The 19,008-nt window shown below is 76.2% G+C and carries 1 protein-coding gene; it reads left to right on the top strand.

Annotated features, from left to right (window positions below; all coding sequences use genetic code 11):
- The gene (locus tag ACWD3O_RS19995; RefSeq protein ID WP_451416796.1) at window positions 1-19,005 is read left to right on the top strand and encodes a type I polyketide synthase; all 19,005 of its coding nucleotides are present in this window, start codon (window positions 1-3) and stop codon (window positions 19,003-19,005) included.
- Window positions 19,006-19,008 lie beyond the last annotated feature (3 nt).

Raw genomic sequence — 19,008 nt, 5'->3', positions numbered from 1 at the left:
GTGCAGGACACGACAGCCGGCGCACGTGCCGCATCCACCGAGGACAAGCTGCGGGACTACCTGAAGCGGGCCACCGCCGACCTCGCCGCGGTGCGGCGACGGCTGCGCGCCGCGGAGTCGGCCGAACGCGAGCCGATCGCCATCGTCGGCATGGCCTGCCGCTACCCCGGCGGCGTCGCCTCGCCCGAGGACCTGTGGCGCGTCGTCCGGGACGGCGTCGACGCCGTCTCCGGCTTCCCCGTGGACCGGGGCTGGGACATGGCGCCCTTCGACGCCGGGGCAGCCGCCGGAGTCGAGTTCACCCGCGAGGGCGGCTTCATCGACGGCCTCGCCGACTTCGACCCGTCGCTCTTCAACATCTCGCCGCGCGAGGCCCTGGCGATGGACCCGCAGCAGCGCCTGGTGCTCGAGACCTCCTGGGAGGCGGTGGAACGAGCCGGCATCGACCCGCTGTCCCTGCGCGGCAGCCGCACCGGCGTCTTCACCGGCGTCATGTACAACGAGTACGCCTCCCGGGCCCTGTCCGTCCCCGAGGAGGTCGCCGGACACCTCGGCACCGGCAGCAGCGGCAGCGTCGTCTCCGGCCGGGTGTCCTACACCCTCGGCCTGGAGGGCCCCGCGCTGACGGTGGACACGGCGTGCTCCTCGTCCCTGGTCGCCCTGCACCTGGCGGTGCGGTCCCTGCGCAGCGGGGAGTGCTCCCTGGCGCTGGCGGGCGGCGTCACCGTCATGATCACCCCCAACACCTTCATCGACTTCGGCATGTCCGGCGCGCTCTCCTCCGACGGCCGCTGCCGGGCGTTCTCCTCGGATGCCGACGGCACGGGCTGGGCCGAGGGCGTCGGCGTGCTGCTGGTGGAGCGGCTCTCGGACGCGGTGCGCAACGGGCACCGCGTGCTCGCCGTCGTGCGCGGCACGGCCGTCAACCAGGACGGCGCCTCCAGCGGGCTGACGGCCCCCAACGGACCCTCGCAGCAACGGGTGATCCGTGCCGCGCTGGACGCGGCGCGGCTCACCCCGGCCGACGTCGACGTGGTCGAGGCGCACGGCACCGGCACGAACCTCGGCGACCCGATCGAGGCCCAGGCGCTGCTCGCCACCTACGGGCAGGGACGGCCGGACGGACGACCGGCCTACCTGGGGTCGCTGAAGTCCAACATCGGGCACTCGCAGGCCGCCGCCGGTGTCGGCGGCGTGATCAAGATGGTGGAGGCGATGCGCCACGGCGTGCTGCCGGCCACCCTGCACGTCGACGAGCCGACGCCGCACGTGGACTGGTCCGCGGGGTCGATGGAGCTGCTGACGGAGGCGCGGGACTGGCCCGAGGGCGAGGAGCCCCGCCGGGCCGGCGTGTCCTCGTTCGGCGTGAGCGGCACGAACGCCCACGTGATCCTCGAGGAGTACCGCCCCGCCGAACCCGCCGCCGACGCGCCCGCCGACACCCCGGAGTCGCACGTCTCCGGTCCGGTGCCGTGGGTGGTGTCGGGTCGGACGGAGCAGGCGTTGCGGGGGCAGGCGGCGAGTCTGCTGGCGCATGTCGAGGACGTCGACGGTGGGGCGACGGTCGGTGAGATCGGTTTCTCGCTGGCGACCACGCGTGCGGCTCTCGGTCACCGTGCGGTGGTGCTGGGTTCCGACCTGGCGGACTTCCGGCGGGGGCTGGCGGCGCTGGCCGAGGGCCGCGAGGTGCCCGGCGTGGTCACCAGCGTCCGCGGCTCGGGCCAGGGCGCACCGGTGCTGGTGTTCCCGGGGCAGGGGTCGCAGTGGCTGGGGATGGGGCGGGAGCTGGCGCAGTGGTCGCCGGTGTTCCGGGCGTCCTTGGAGGAGTGCGCGGCGGCGTTGGAGCCGTTCGTGGACTGGTCGTTGGGGGAGGTGCTGGAGAGCGAGGACGAGGCGCTGTGGGGCCGGGTGGACGTGGTCCAGCCGGTGCTGTGGGCGCTGATGGTCTCGCTCGCCAAGCTGTGGCGGGCGTCCGGTGTGACGCCGTCGGCGGTGGTGGGGCACTCGCAGGGTGAGATCGCCGCCGCCGTGGTCGCGGGTGGCCTGTCGCTGGCGGACGGCGCGCGTGTGGTGGCTCTGCGTTCGCGTGCGTTGCGGGCGCTGGCCGGACGTGGGGGCATGGTGTCCCTGGCCGCCGGCTCGGACGTCGCCGAGGAACTGGCGGCGGCCTTCGACGGCCGCGTGTCCCTGGCTGCGGTCAACGGTCCCGGCTCGACGGTGGTCTCGGGTGAGCCGGAAGCGCTGGACGCGCTGATGACGGCGTGTGAGGAACGAGGGGTCCGGGCCCGCCGGATACCGGTGGACTACGCCTCGCACTCGGTGCAGGTGGAGGAGCTGCGGGAGCAGATCCTCGCCGACCTCGCCCCGATCACGCCCGCGTCGTCGACGATCCCGCTCTACTCGTCGCTGACCGGTGGCCGGTTCGACACCGCCGAGATGGGCGCGCAGTACTGGTACGACAACCTCCGCTCATTGGTGAGATTCGGCGAGGCGACCAACGCGCTGCTGGCCGACGGGCGTTCGGTGTTCCTGGAGAGCAGCCCCCACCCCGTTCTGACCCCCGGCATCGAGCAGACGCTGGAGGAGTCCGGACTCCCCGGAGTCACCCTGGCCTCCCTGCACCGCGACCGCGGTGACGCCACCCGCTGGCTGACCGCGCTCGCCGAAGCCCATGTGGCCGGCGTCGCGGTCAACTGGGCCACCGTCCTGCCGGAAGCCCGCCCCGTCGACCTCCCCACCTACGCCTTCCAGCGACGCCGCTACTGGCTGGACACCGTCGAGCCCGAACTGCCCGCGTCCGACGCCGCGCAGGACTGGTTCTGGTCCGCCGTCGAGAACGAGGACCTGCCGGCCCTCCAGCGGATGCTGGACGTCAGCGGCCGGACCCCGCTCGCCGAGGCCCTGTCCGCGCTCTCCTCCTGGCACCGGCGTGACCGGGAACGGAGCCGCGCCGAGAGCTGGCACTACCGGACCGCGTGGACCCCCGCGCAGCTCCCCGCCGGGCGGCTCGACGGCCGCTGGATGGTGGCCGTGCACCCGGACCACCACTCCCACCCGCTGACCACCGCCGTCGTCGCGGCCCTCGAAGAGGCGGGCGCCACCCCCGAACTCCTCACCGTCGCCCCCGAGGACGAGCGCGCCGCCCTCGCCGAGCGGCTGCGCGGTGCGGACGGCGTGCTGTCGCTGCTCGCCCTCGCCGAGGACCCCGCCCCCGGACACCCCGCCACCCCGGCCGGGTTCGCCGCCGGCATCACCCTGCTGCACGCCGTGCACGACACCGGTGAGGCGGTGCGCCTGTGGTGCGCCACCTCCGGCGCCGTCGCCGCCGGCCCCGGGGACACCGTCACCCGTCCGGCACAGGCCCTGACCTGGGGGCTCGGCCGGGTCGCCGCCCACGAGTACACCCAGTGGGGCGGCCTGGTCGACCTGCCCGCCGACCCCGGACCGCGCGCCCTGTCCCGCCTGGCGGCCGTCCTCGCCGGCACCGGCGACGACCAGGCCGCGATCCGCCCCACCGGCGTCTTCGTGCCCCGCCTGCGCCGGGCCGAGCCGGCCCCGCCCGGCGGCACCTGGCAGTCGTCCGGCACCGTGCTCGTCACCGGCGGCACCGGCGGCGTCGGCGCGCACGTCGCCCGTTGGCTCGCCGCCTCGGGCGCCGAGCACCTGCTCCTGCTCAGCCGACGCGGCCCCGACGCCCCCGGCGCGGCCGAACTCGCCGCCGAGCTGCGGGAGTCGGGCGCCGAGGTCACCGTCGCCGCGGTGGACGCCGCCGACCAGGACGCGCTCGCTGCCGTCCTCGCGGACCTGCCCGCCGACCGCCCGCTGACCGCCGTCTTCCACGCCGCCGGAGTCGTCGACTCGAGCATCGTGGACTCGCTCACCCCGGACCGCGTCGAGACCGCCCTGCGCGCCAAGGCCGCCAGCGCCCTCAACCTGCACCGGCTCACCGCGCACCTGGACCTGTCGGCCTTCGTGCTGTTCTCGTCCCTGGCCGGCGTCTTCGGCTCGGCCGGCGAGGGCAACTACGCCCCCGGCAACGCCTTCCTGGACGCCTTCGCGCAGTACCGCCGTGCCCAGGGCCTGACCGCGACCTCCGTGGCCTGGGGCTCATGGGCGGGCGCCGGCATGGCCGACGGCACCTTCGGCGACGTGCTCGAACGCCACGGCGTCCTCCGCATGGAGCCCGCGCACGCCCTGGCGGGCCTGCGCACCGCGCTGGAACGGGACGAGACCGCCCTCCTCCTCGCCGACATCCGCTGGGACGTCTTCTCCTGGTTCTTCACCGCGACCCGCCCCAGCCGGCTCCTCGACGAACTGCCCGACGTCCGCGCCCTCCGCCAGGCGGCCGAACAGACCACCGCCCAGGGCCCCGCCGCCGAGCAGGAGGACCTGCCCCCGGCGCAGCGACTGGCCGGGGCCTCGGAGGCGGAACGCAACAGGTTCCTGCTCGACCTGGTCCGGGACCAGGTGGCGCTGGTGCTCGGCCACGACTCCGCCTCCGAGGTGGAGCCCGGACGCGCCTTCGGCGAGCTCGGGCTCACCTCGGCGGGCGCCGTCGAACTGCGCAACCGCCTGACCTTCACCACCGGCCTGCGCATGTCCGCCACCCTCGTCTTCGACCACCCGAGCCCGCTCGCCCTCTCCCGCTTCCTCGCCGCCCAGATCACCGGAGAGAACGCCACGGCGGCCGCCGAGCCCGCGGCCCCCGCGGTCCCCGTCCGCGCCGACGCCGGCGCGGCGGACGACGACCCGATCGTCCTCGTCGGCATGGCCTGCCGCTTCCCGGGCGGCGTCCGCTCCCCGGAAGACCTGTGGGAACTCGTCCGCTCCGGAACCGACGCCATGGGCCCCTTCCCCGCCGACCGCGGCTGGGACCTCGACGCGCCCGGCGCCGACTACCCGCGCACGGGCGGATTCCTCCCCGACGCCACCGCCTTCGACGCCGACCTGTTCGGCATCTCCCCGCGCGAGGCGCTGGCCATGGACCCGCAGCAGCGGCTGCTCCTCGAAGCCTCCTGGGAGGTCCTGGAGCGCGCCGGCATCCACCCCCGCTCACTCGCCGGAACGCGGACGGCGGTGTACGCCGGCTCCGGCGGCCAGGACTACCTGACCGTCCTCGCGGCGGACCCCGAGGCGGGCAGTGGCTACCTGGTCACCGGCGGGTCCCCCAGCGTGCTCTCGGGCCGCGTCGCCTACGCCTTTGGCTTGGAGGGCCCCGCGGTCACCGTCGACACCGCGTGCTCCTCCTCCCTGGTGGCCCTCCACCTGGCCTGCCAGTCGCTGCGCCACCGGGAGTCCGACCTGGCCCTGGTCGGCGGCGTCAACGTCATCTCCCTGCCGTCCGTCTTCGCCGAGTTCAGCAAGCAGCGCGGCCAGGCCGCCGACGGCCGCTGCAAGGCGTTCTCCTCGGACGCCGACGGCACGGGCTGGGGCGAGGGCGTCGGCGTGCTGCTCGTCGAGCGGCTCTCGGACGCGCGCCGCAACGGACACGAGGTGCTCGCGGTGGTCCGCGGCAGCGCCGTCAACTCCGACGGCGCGTCCAACGGGCTCACCGCGCCGAACGGGCCCGCGCAGCAGCGGGTCATCCGCGCCGCGCTGGCGTCGGCGGGCCTCGAGCCCTCCGACGTGGACGTGGTGGAGGCGCACGGCACCGGCACGCGGCTGGGCGACCCGATCGAGGCCGAGGCGCTGCTGGCCACCTACGGCCAGGGCCGGGAGGCCGACCGGCCGCTCTACCTGGGGTCGGTCAAGTCCAACATCGGGCACACGCAGGCCGCCGCCGGCGTCGTCGGCGTCATCAAGGCCGTCATGGCACTCCGGCACGGCGAACTGCCCAGGACGCTGCACGTCGACGCGCCGACCCCGGAGGTCGACTGGTCGGCGGGCGCCGTGGAACTGCTCACCGAGAACCGCCCGTGGCCGCGGGCGGACCGGCCCCGGCGCGCGGCCGTGTCGTCGTTCGGCATCAGCGGCACCAACGCGCACACCATCCTGGAGGCCCCGGACCCGGCCGCCGCACCCGCCGACACCCCCGCCGACGCCCCGCGGAAGCCCAAGCGCCCGGACCTCCCGCTCTCCGTCCCGCTGCCCGTTCCGCTGTCCGGCGCCACGCCGGACGCCCTCGCCCGGCAGGCCGGCCGGCTCGCCGGCGTGGAGGCGGAACTCGCCGACCTGGCTCACACCCTCGTCACCACACGTGCCGACCTGGACCACCGTGCGGTGGTCCTCGACGACCACACCGCCGCGCTGACGGCACTCGCCGCCGGTGAGCAGCCGCAGGACGTGGTCCGGGACCAGGTCGTCCACGGCGGTCTGGCCCTGCTCTTCTCGGGGCAGGGCGCGCAGCGCGTCGGGATGGGGCGTGAACTGTACGACGCCTTCCCGGTGTTCGCGGACGCCTTCGACGCGGTGTGCGCGCGGGTGGAGCTCGAACTGCCGCTGCGTGACGTGGTGTTCGGCGACGACGCGGAGCTGCTGGCGCGGACCGTGTACACCCAGCCCGCCCTGTTCGCGGTCGAGGTGGCGCTGTTCCGGCTGGTGGAGTCCTGGGGTGTGACCCCGGACGTGCTGGTCGGTCACTCCATCGGTGAGCTCGCCGCCGCGCACTGCGCGGGCGTGCTGTCGCTGGACGACGCGTGCCGGCTGGTGTCGGCGCGTGGCCGACTGATGGACGCGCTGCCGTCCGGCGGCGCCATGCTGGCGGTCGAGGTGGCCGAGGACGGTCTGGAGCTGCCCGACGGGGTGGACCTGGCGGCCGTGAACGGCCCGACCTCGATCACGGTCTCCGGGGACGCCGAGGCGATCGGCGCGCTGGAGGAGCGGCTGCGTGCCGAGGGTGTTCGCGTGAAGCGGCTGGTCGTCTCGCACGCGTTCCACTCCCACCTGATGGAGCCGATGCAGGCGGAGTTCGCCGCCGTCGCCGAGTCGCTGACCTACCACGCCCCGTCCGTCCCGGTCGTGACCACGGCGCCCGGTGACATCGCCACCGCGGACTACTGGGTGGGCCAGATCCGCGAGCCCGTCCGGTTCGCCGACGCGATCGCCTCCCTCGGCGGGGTGCGGACGGCGCTGGAGCTGGGCCCCGGCGGGGTTCTCTCCGCCCTGGTGGCCGAGCAGGCCGACGGTCTGGCCGCCGTGCCCGCCCTGCGCGCGGACCGGCCCGAGGCCGCGACCCTCGTCCGGGCGCTGGCCCGGCTGCACACCCGCGGCGTTCCGGTGGACTGGTCCGCCTACCTGGCCCCGTTCGGCGGCGCCCGGATCGCGCTGCCCACCTACCCCTTCGCACGCCGACGGCACTGGCCCACCCCGGGCCTGCCCCGCCCCGTCACGGTGGAGGACCCGGCCGAGCGGGAGTTCTGGTCGGCCGTGGACTCGGCCGACACCGACGCCGTGGCCGGGGCCCTGAGCCTCGACGACGACCAGCGGGAGGGCCTCGGCACCGTCCTGCCCGCCCTCGCCGCCTGGCGCGAGCGGAGCCGGCAGAAGGCCACCACCGACGCCTGGCGCTACCGCGTCGCCTGGACCCCGCTCACCGACCGCCACCTGCGCCTGAGCGGCACCTGGCTCCTGGTCACCGGCGACGAGGCCCCCGACGGGCTCACCGAGGGCCTGCGTGCCGCGGGCGCCGACGTGGTCGAGATGACGGACCTCGGCACGGACCGCGCCCGGTGCGCCGCCCGCATGGCCGAACTGGCGACGGCCGCCGCCGAAGCCGGCCGGCCCGTCACCGGGGTGCTCGCCCGCGTGCGCACCACCGCGGAACTGCTGCTGGGCCTCCAGGCACAGGGCGACGCCGGACTCGCCGCACCGCTGTGGTGCCTCACCACCGGCGCGGTCGCGGCCGTGCCGGGCGACGAGTGCCTGCCCGCCGCGGCCCAGCTGTGGGGACTCGGCCGGGTCGCCGCGCTCGAGAACCCCGACCGCTGGGGCGGCCTGGTCGACGTGCCGGAGCGCCTCGACCGCCGGGCGGCCGAACGCCTGGCCCAGCTGCTGGCCGGTGACGCGGGCGAGGACCAGGCCGCCGTCCGGCCGACCGGTATCCACGTCCGCCGGATCAGACGGGCCCCCACCGCCACGGACGGGCACACCCGGCCGGCCGAGTGGCGCACCGACGGAGCGGCCCTGGTCACCGGCGGCACCGGCGCGCTGGGCGGCAAGGTCGCCCGTCTGCTCGCCGACCGGGGCGCCACCCGCATCGTCCTGGCGAGCCGGCGCGGGCCCGCCGCACCGGGCGCGTCCGAGCTCGTCGCGGACCTCGCCGAGCGCGGCTGCACCGCCGTCGTCGTCGCCTGTGACCTGAGCGACCGCGAGGCCGTGGCCGACCTCCTGGAACGTCACCCGGTGACCACCGTCGTGCACGCCGCCGGGATCGTCGACGACGGTGTGCTCGACGCGCTGACGCCCGAACGGCTCACCGCCGTCCTCGACGCCAAGGCCCACTCCGCCGACCTCCTCGACGAACTCTCCGGCGAACTCACCGACTTCGTCGTCTTCTCGTCCGTCGCGGGCGTCATCGGCAGCGCCGGCCAGGGCCCCTATGCGGCCGCCAACGCGCACCTCGACGCCCTGGTGGAGCGCCGGCGCTCCCGCGGCCTGCCCGGCACCGCCCTCGCCTGGGGCGCCTGGGCCGGAGCCGGCATGGCCGCCGACCCGGCCGCCGCGGCCCGGCTGGCCCGCGGCGGACTGCCCGCCATGCCCGAGGACCGGGCGCTGGGAGCCCTGGCCACCGCCCTGGCCGAGCGGGACGGCACCCTCGTCGTCGCCGACATCGACTGGGAACGGTTCACCCCCGGTTTCACGGCGGTACGGCCCAGCAGGCTGTTCGCCGAACTCCCCGAGGCCGCCCCGGTCGTCCGCGCGGTCGAGGACACCGGTCCCGCCGCGCTCGCCGCCCCCGACGCGGACGCCGCCGAGCTGGCGCGCGGCGCGGAGCACCTCGTCCTCGAAGCCGTCGCGGCCGTCCTCGGCCACGGCACGCCCGGGGCCGTGAACCGCGAACGCGCCTTCCACGACCTCGGCTTCGACTCCCTGACCGCCCTGGAGCTCCGCAACCTGCTGTCCTCCCGGACCGGACTCTCCCTCCCGGCCGGCCTGGTCTTCGACTTCCCGACCCCCGCGGCCCTAGCCGCCCACCTGGTCACCCTGCTGTCCGGCGCACCGGCCTCCGCGACCCGCCCCGCCCAGGGCGGCGCCCGGCCAGCGACCGACGAGCCCATCGCCATCATCGGCATGGCCTGCCGCTTCCCCGGCGGGGTGGACTCGCCCGAGGCGCTGTGGAACCTGGTGGCCACCGGAACCGACGCGATGGGCGACTTCCCGGCCGACCGGGGCTGGGACCTCGAGGCCCTGCTCGGCCCCGACGGCCTCTCCTCCAGCCGCGCGGGCGGCTTCCTCGACGACGTCGCCGACTTCGACGCGGGCCTGTTCAACATCTCGCCGCGCGAGGCGCTGGCGATGGATCCGCAGCAGCGGCTTCTCCTCGAGACCTCCTGGGAGGTGTTCGAGCGGGCCGGCATTGACCCGACCTCCGTCGGCGGCAGCGACACCGGCGTGTTCGCGGGCACCAACGGCCAGGACTACGCCGCCCTGCTGCTCGGCTCCGAGGCCGCCACCGAGGGCCACCTGGGCACCGGCAACACCGCCAGCGTGCTGTCCGGCCGCATCTCCTACACCTTCGGTCTGCGGGGACCCGCGCTCAGCGTGGACACGGCGTGCTCGTCGTCGCTGGTCGCCCTGCACCTGGCGGCTCAGTCGCTGCGCAACGGCGAGTGCTCCCTGGCCCTGGCCGGCGGCGTCACCGTGATGCCGATTCCCGGCACCTTCGTCGAATTCAGCACCCAGGGCGCGCTCTCCACCGACGGCCGCTGCAAGGCGTTCTCCTCGGACGCCGACGGCACGGGCTGGGGCGAGGGCGTCGGCGTGCTGCTCGTCGAGCGGCTGTCGGACGCACAGCGCAACGGGCACCGCGTGCTCGCGGTCGTGCGCGGCACGGCCGTCAACCAGGACGGCGCGTCGAACGGGCTGACCGCGCCGAACGGACCCTCGCAGGAACGGGTGATCCGTGCCGCGCTGGACGCCGCCCGGCTCACCACGGCCGACGTCGACGTGGTCGAGGCGCACGGCACCGGCACCAAGCTGGGCGACCCGATCGAGGCCCAGGCCCTCCTCGCCACCTACGGGCAGGACCGCGAGGAGCCGCTGTATTTGGGTTCGGTGAAGTCCAACATCGGTCACACCCAGGCCGCCGCGGGCGTCGCCGGAGTGATCAAGCTCGTCGAGGCGATGCGCCACGGCGTGCTGCCGGCCACCCTGCACGTCGACGAGCCGACGCCGCACGTGGACTGGACGGCGGGGGCCGTCGAACTGCTGACGGAGACGCGCCCGTGGCCGGAGTCCGACCGCCCGCGCCGGGCCGGTGTCTCCTCCTTCGGCGTGAGCGGCACCAACGCCCACGTCATCATCGAAGCCGCGCCGCAGTCCGAGGAATCCCGCTACGAGACAACGGAGTTGGCCACATCCGGTCCGGTGCCGTGGGTGGTGTCGGGTCGGACGGAGCAGGCGTTGCGGGGGCAGGCGGCGAGTCTGCTGGCCCATGTCGAGGGCACGGGCGGTGGGGCGACGGTCGGTGAGATCGGTTTCTCCCTGGCGACCACGCGTGCCGCCCTCGGGCACCGTGCGGTGGTGCTGGGTTCCGACCTGGCGGACTTCCGGCGGGGCCTTGCGGCCCTGGCCGAGGGCCGCGAGGCGCCCGGCGTGGTCACCAGCGTCCGCGGCTCGGGCCAGGGCGCACCGGTGCTGGTGTTCCCGGGTCAGGGGTCGCAGTGGCTGGGGATGGGGCGTGAGCTGGCGGCGTGGTCGCCGGTGTTCCGGGCGTCCTTGGAGGAGTGCGCGGCGGCGTTGGAGCCGTTCGTGGACTGGGCCCTGTGGGACGTGCTGGAGAGCGGGGACGAGGCGCTGTGGGGCCGGGTGGACGTGGTCCAGCCGGTGCTGTGGGCCCTGATGGTGTCCCTGGCGGAGCTGTGGCGGGCGTCCGGCGTGACGCCGTCGGCCGTGGTCGGGCACTCCCAAGGCGAGATCGCCGCCGCCGTCGTCGCGGGCGGCCTGTCCCTCGAGGACGGCGCGCGCGTGGTGGCACTGCGTTCCCGTGCGCTGCGGGCGCTGGCCGGACGCGGGGGCATGGTGTCCCTGGCCGCCGGCTCGGACGTCGCCGAGGAACTGGCGGCGGCCTTCGACGGCCGCGTGTCGGTCGCTGCGGTCAACGGTCCCGGCTCGACGGTGGTTTCCGGTGAGCCCGACGCGCTGGACGCGCTGATGACGGCGTGTGAGGAACGAGGGGTCCGGGCCCGCCGGATACCGGTGGACTACGCCTCGCACTCGGTGCAGGTGGAGGAGCTGCGGGAGCAGATCCTCGCCGAGCTCGCCCCGATCAGGCCCGTGTCCTCCGTGGTGCCCCTGTACTCGTCGCTGACGGGTGGCCGGTTTGACACCGCCGAGATGGGCGCGCAGTACTGGTACGACAATCTCCGCTCCCTCGTCCGGTTCGGCGAGGCGACCAGCGCGCTGCTGGCCGACGGGCGGACCGTCTTCCTGGAGAGCAGCCCCCACCCCGTTCTGACCCCCGGCATCGAGCAGACGCTGGAGGAGTCCGGACTCCCCGGAGTCACCCTGGCGTCCCTGCACCGCGACCGCGGTGACGCCACCCGCTGGCTGACCGCGCTCGCCGAGGCGCACGTGGCCGGCGTCCCCGTCGACTGGACCACCGTCCTCCCGGACGCCCGCCCCGTCGACCTCCCCACCTATGCCTTCGCGCGTGACCGCTACTGGCCCGCACCGGTCGAGCACCGAGCCGCCGGACCGGAGGCCCAGGCGGGCGCCGATCCCGTGGAGGAGGCGTTCTGGGGCGGTGTCGAGAGCGGTGACACGGAGGCCGTCGCCAGGACCCTCGGCATCGACGCGCCGGAACTCGCCCAGGTACTGCCCGCCCTGACCGCCTGGCGGCAGGGGCGCCGCCAGGAGACGGCCGTCGCCTCTTGGCGCTACGACGTGGCGTGGACCCCCCTCGTCGGACTGCCGTCCACCGCACCAGACGGCCACTGGCTGCTGGTGCTCCCGTCGTCCGGGGCGGAGGCGGACCGCGCGACCGTGCGGGCCGCGCTCGCCCGGGCGGACGTCACCGAGCTCACCGTCCCCGCCGGCGCGAACCGTGCCGCACTCGCCGCCGCGCTGCCGGAGACGGACGGTCTCACCGGCGTGCTCTCCCTGCTGGGGCTCGACGAGCGCCCGCACCCCGAGGGCGCGGCGCTGCCCACCGGAACCGGCGACACCGTCACCCTGCTCCAGGCGCTCGGCGACGCCGGCTCCGGCGCACCCCTGTGGTGCCTCACCCGCGGCGCGGTCGCCGTGGGCCGTGCCGACGGCGAGGTGAGCCCCGCCCAGGCCACACTGTGGGGCCTCGGCCGCAGCGCCGCCCTGGAACACCCCGAACGCTGGGGCGGACTGATCGACCTGTCCACGACCGGCGACCGGTCCGCCGCCCGGCTCGGCGCCGTCCTGGCCGGCGCCGCCGGACACGAGGACCAGCTGGCGGTGCGGCCGTCCGGAGTCTTCGTCCGGCGCATCCGGCACGCCGCCCCGGAGCCCCACCCGGTCACCGAGCCGTGGTCGCCCGACGGCCCGGTGCTCGTCACCGGCGGAACCGGCGCGCTCGGCCGCGAGGTCGCCCGCTGGCTGGCCGCCGAACGCGGGGTCACCGAGCTGGTCCTCGTCAGCCGCACCGGCCCCCGGGCCGCCGGCGCCGGCGAACTGGTCGCCGAACTGGCCGGGCTCGGAGCCGCGGCGACCGTCGTCGCCTGCGACGTCGCCGACCGCGACGCACTCGCCGCGCTGCTCGCCGACCACCCGGTCACCGGCGTCGTCCACACCGCCGGTGTCGCGGCCACCGTGCCGCTGGCCGGCACCTCGCCGGCCGAGGTCGCCGAGGCCGCCCGTGCCAAGGTCCTCGGCGCGCTCCACCTGGACGCCCTGCTGGAGGAGAGGGCCGAGCTGTTCGTGCTGTTCTCCTCGATCGCCGGGGTCTGGGGCAGCGGCGGGCAGGCCGCGTACTCCGCCGCCAACGCGGCCCTCGACGCGCTCGCCGAGCGACGCCGGGCCCGCGGCCGGGCCGCCACCTCCGTGGCGTGGGGCGCCTGGGGCGGCAGCGGCATGGCCGCCGACCGGGACGCCGGGGACTTCCTGCGGGACCGGGGCATCACCGCCATGCCGCCCGCGCTGTGCCTGACCGCGCTGTCCGCCGCCGTGGACTCCGGCCGCGCCACCGGCGTGGTCGCCGACATCGACTGGGGCCGCTTCGCGCCGTCGTTCACCCTGCGCCGCCCGAGCCCGCTGCTGGCCGACCTGCCGGAGGCGGCCGACGCCCGGGCGGACGGCCCGTCGCCGACCGAGGACGCACGCGTCGGCCACGCGGAGCTGCGCGCCCGGCTCGAGGCCGCCCTCCCCGCCGACCGCGCCCGCGTCCTGTCCGACCTGGTGCGCACCGTCGTCGCCGGTGTGCTCGGCCACACGGGCCCCGAGGCCGTCGACCCCGACGAGGTCTTCACCGGGCTCGGCATCGACTCCCTCACCGCGCTCCGCGTCCGCGACGGCCTGGCCGCGGCGACCGGCCTGCGGCTCCCGGCCTCCCTGGTCTTCGACCACCCCACCCCGCGCCTCGCGGCCGCCGAACTGCTCTCCCGGCTCGGCCTCGTCGAGCCGGGCGCCGCACCCGCGCGGGGACCGGCCACCGCGGTCGCCGATACCGACGACCCGGTCGTCATCGTCTCGATGAGCTGCCGCTACCCCGGCGGCGCCGACTCCCCGGAGGGCCTGTGGGAGCTCGTCTCGGCCGGGACCGACGCCATGTCGCCGTTCCCCGTCGACCGGGGCTGGGACCTGTCGGGAGCCGGCGGCTTCACCCCCGAGGGCGGCTTCCTGCACGACGCCACGGAGTTCGACGCCGACCTCTTCGGCATCTCGCCCCGCGAGGCCGTCGCCATGGACCCGCACCAGCGGGTGCTCCTGGAAGCCTCCTGGGAGCTGCTGGAGCGCGGCGGCATCGCCCCGACCTCCGTCCGGGGCACGCGCGTCGGCGTCTTCGTCGGCGCGTCCGCCGCGGGCTACGCCATGGCCGGCGTGCTGCCGGAGGGCTCGGAGAGCCACGCCATGACCGGCACCTCCAACAGCGTCCTGTCCGGCCGGATCTCCTACACCTTCGGGCTGGAGGGCCCGGCCGTCACCGTCGACACCGCGTGCTCGTCGTCGCTGGTCGCGCTGCACCTGGCGGCCCAGTCGATCCGCACGGGGGAGTGCTCCATGGCCCTCGCCGGCGGTGTGACGGTGATGCCCTCGCCCGCGGTGTTCGCCGAGTTCGGCCGTCAGGGCGGCCTGGCGACCGACGGCCGGTGCAAGGCGTTCGCGGCCGCCGCGGACGGCACCGGCTGGGGCGAGGGCGTGGGTCTGCTCCTGCTGGAGCGGCTGTCGGACGCGCGGCGCAACGGGCACGAGGTGCTCGGCGTGGTGCGGGGCTCCGCGGTGAACCAGGACGGTGCGTCCAACGGACTGACCGCGCCGAACGGTCCGGCGCAGCAGCGGGTGGTGCGGGCCGCACTGGCCGCCGCCGGGCTGCAGGCGTCCGAGGTCGACGCGGTGGAGGCGCACGGCACCGGCACCCGGCTGGGTGACCCCATCGAGGCCCAGGCCCTGCTCGCCACCTACGGGCAGGACCGCGAGACACCCCTCTACCTGGGGTCCGTGAAGTCCAACATCGGTCACACGCAGGCCGCCTCGGGCGTCGCCGGTGTCATCAAGATGGTGCAGGCCATGCGCCACGGCAAGCTGCCCCGGACACTGCACGTGGACGAGCCGACGCCGCACGTGGACTGGTCCGCGGGCGCCGTGTCGCTGCTGACCGAGGACCGGCCGTGGCCGGAGACCGGACACGCGCGCCGGGCCGGCGTGTCCTCGTTCGGGATCAGCGGCACCAACGCGCACGTCCTGGTCGAGGAGGCCCCACGTGAGCCGGCGCCGCAGGTCACCCCGCCGGCCGACACTCCGGACACCGCCGCCCCGCTCCTGCTCTGGCCCGTCTCCGGCCGCTCCGAGGACGCCCTGCGGGCCCAGGCCGACCGGCTCCGCTCACACCTCGACCGCACCGGCGCCACGCTCGACCCGCGCGCCGCCGCCCACCAGCTCGCCACCGCGCGGGCCGGCCTGGAGCACCGGGCCGTCGTCCTGGCGGCCGACACCGACGGGCTGCGCCACGGCCTCGCCCGACTCGCCGGCACGGGCGTCCCGGACGCCGGCACCGGCACGGCGGCCGAGGTCGTCCGCGGCGTCGCCGCGAGCGGCGACCTGGCCTTCGTCTTCTCCGGCCAGGGCGCCCAGCGCGCCGGCATGGGCGGCGAACTGTACGAGACCTACCCGGTGTTCGCCGACGCCTTCGACGCGGTCTGCGCCCACCTCGACCCGGACCTGGAGCGCCCGCTGCGCGACGTCGTCCTCCACGACGCCGACGCGCTCGGCCGCACCGCCTGGACCCAACTCGCCCTGTTCGCCTTCGAGGTGGCCCTCTTCCGGCTGCTGGAGTCGTGGAACCTGACACCCGACCGGCTGGCCGGGCACTCCGTCGGCGAGATCGCCGCCGCGCACGTCGCCGGCGTCCTCACGCTCGCCGACGCCTGCACCCTGGTGGCCGCCCGGGCCCGGCTCATGGGCGCACTGCCCGAGGGCGGCGCGATGATGTCGGTGCGGATGCCCGAGGCCGAGGCGCGCGCCGCGCTCACCGGGTACGAGGACCGCGTGGCGATCGCCGCCGTCAACACCCGCGACGAGGTCGTCCTCTCCGGCGACGCCGACGCCCTGGCGGAACTCGCCGAGACAGGCCGGCGCACCGGCCGCAGGATCCGCCCCCTGGACGTCTCGCACGCCTTCCACTCGCCGCACATGGACCCCGTGCTGGACGACTTCGCCGCCGTGGCCGCGACCCTCGACTACCGGCCCGCCCGCATCCCGCTGGTGTCCACGGTCACCGGCGTCGAGGACGACGGCGCGATGTCCACCCCGCGGTACTGGGTCCGGCAGATACGCGCCACCGTCCGCTTCGCCGACGCCGTCGGCACCCTCCTCGGCCGGGGCGTGACCCGCTTCGCCGAGATCGGACCCGGCGCCGCGCTCACCGTCCCGGTGGAGCGGACCCTGGAACGCGCCCGCGCGCTCGACGACACCACCGCCCCCGTCGCCGTGGCGCTCCAGCGCTCCGGCCGGCCGGAGCCCGCCGCCCTGCTCACGGCGGTCGCACGGCTGCACACGGCCGGCGTCCCCGTCGACTGGGAGGCCCTCCTCGGGCCCGTCACCGGGCCCCGCCCGGACCTGCCGACGTACGCCTTCCGGCGACGCCGCTACTGGCCCGCACCGCACCCCGTCACCGCGCGGGACGACGGACGGACCGGCCGCTACCAGGTGACCTGGCACCCCCTGCCCGAACCGGTCCGGGCCGTGCCGCAGGGCACCTGGCTGGCCGTCGGCGCCGGGAACCCGGCCACGGACGACCTGCTCGCCGGACTGCGCGAGCACGGCATGCGGATCACCGCACTCCCCACCGCCGGCGACTGCCGGAGGTCCCACGCCGAGGCACTGCGCACGGCGCACGAGGAGACACCCGCGATCGCGGGCGTCCTCTGCCTGGCCGAGGAACCGGCCGCCGTCCTCGCCCTCGCCCAGGCACTCGACGACGTCGCGGCCGACGCCCCCCTGTGGTGCCTGACCACCGGCGCGGTCGCCACCGGCCCCGCCGACCCGGCCCCCGACCCCGTCCGCGCCGCCCTCTGGGGGCTCGGCCGCACCCTCGGCCTGGAGGCCCCGCACCGCTGGGGCGGCCTGGTGGACCTGCCCGCGCGGCCCGACGCGCGGACCGCGCCACGGCTCGCCGCGCTCCTCGCCGCCGGCACCGCCGACGAGGACCAGATCGCCCTGCGCGCCACCCCCCTCGCCCGCCGGATCACCGCCACCCCCGCACGGCCCGCCGACGCCCTGCCCTGGCAGCCCTCGGGCACCGTGCTCGTCACCGGCGGCACCGGCCGCCGCGGCCGGGCCCTGGCCACGGCGCTCGCCGACCACGGGGCCGGCCACCTGGTCCTGCTCGGCCGCCGCGGCGCCGACGCGCCGGGCGCCCGCGCGTTCGCCGACAGCCTGCCCGTCGGCGTCACCCTCGTCGCCGCCGACGTCACCGACCCGGCCGCCGTCGCCGCGGCACTCGCGGCGATCCCCGCCGACCGGCCGCTGACCGCCGTGGTCCACGCCGTCACCCCGGAGGCGGACACGCCGTGGACGGAGCTGCGCCCCGACGACCTGCGCGCCTCGGCCGCCGCCGACGGCGCCCAGGTCCTCCACGAGGTGACCGCCGAGCTCGCCCCCGGCCTGGAGGCGTTCGTCCTGATCTCCTCCGTCACCGGCGTCTGGGGCGGCACGGGAACGGCCGCACGGTCCGCGGCGAGCGCCCGCATGGACGCCCTCGCCGCGCACCGCCGCTCCCTCGGGCTGCCCGCGACCTCCCTCTCCTTCGGCCCCTGGGCCACCGGCGAGGACGACCCGGCCACCCCGCGCCACGGCCTGCGCCCCGTCGAACCCGCGGCGGCCTGGACCGCCCTCGTCGAGACGGCCGCCGCGCCGGAGGCCTGCGCCGTCGTCGCCGACGTGGACTGGGGACGCTTCCACCCCGCCTACACCCTGGCCCGGCACCGCCCGCTCTTCGACGAACTGCCCGAGGTCCGCGCCCTGTCCGCCGCCCCCCGCACCCCGGCCCCCGGCACGGGCACCGGGCCCGCACTCACCGGACCCGACCGGGACCGGACGGCGCTCGACCTCGTCCGCACGACCGTCGCCACCGTGCTCGGCCACGCCGACACCTCGTCCGTCTCGGCCGACCGCCCCTTCCTCGAACTGGGCGTCGATTCTCTGGCCGCGCTCGAGATCCGCTCGACACTGGAACGGGAAACGGGCCAGACGCTGCCCGGCACCCTCGTCTTCGACCACCCCACGCCCGCCGCGCTCGCCCGCCGGCTCACCGCGGGCACGGCCGGGGGCGGCGGCGCCGCGCCGGCCGGGACGGAGACCGCCCCGGTGCTCGGCATCTCGCCCACCGACCGGAACCCGGTCGGCCTGCTCGACTCCCTCTACCGGGAGGCCGTGCGCACCGGGCGGATCCACGAATTCCTCGAACTCGTCGGCGAGACCGCGAAGTTCCGTCCCACGGCCGACGACGTGGCCGAGGCGGGCGGACCTGCGCAGCTCACCACCCTCGCCGACGGCCCCGCGCCCGAACTGCTGGTCTGCGTCAGCGGCCTCACGGCGGGCGGCGGCCCGCACGAGTTCGCCCGGCTGGCCGCACCGCTGCGCGGCGCCCGCCGCGTGGCCGCGGTCCCCGTCCTCGGCTACGGCCGCGGCGAACTCCTGCCCGCCACCGACGAGGTCGCCCTCGACTGGCAGGCGCAGGGCGTTCTCGACCACGCCCAGGGCACGCCCGTCGTCCTCTTCGGGCACTCCGGAGGCGCGCTGCTGGCCCACCGGCTGGCCGTGCGGATGGCCGAACTCGGCTCCGCCCCGGCTGCGTTGATCCTCGCGGACGTCTACGCTCTCGACGACCCACTGATGGTGGAGTGGAACACCGAGCTCTCCGAGGGAGTCTTCGACCGGGTCGAGCAGTTCGTCGCCATGGACGACAGCCGTCTCACGGCGATGGCCTGGTACGGGAACCTGTTCTGGACGAACCCGTCCCCCGACACCCGGTTCCCGACTCTCCTGCTGCGCGCCTCGCAGCCGCTGCGCGAACCCGCGGACGGCCGCGACTGGCGCAGCACGTGGAAGGCCGCCGACGACGTCGTCGACGTGCCGGGCGACCACTTCACGATGATGGCCGAGCACGCCGGGACCACGGCCCGCGCGGTCCATCGGTGGATCGGAGAACTGCCCCGATGACCA

Source organism: Streptomyces sp. NPDC002640, assembly GCF_053592575.1.
Note: the sequence above shows the minus strand (reverse complement) of the source record. Positions and strands in the feature narration are given on the sequence as shown.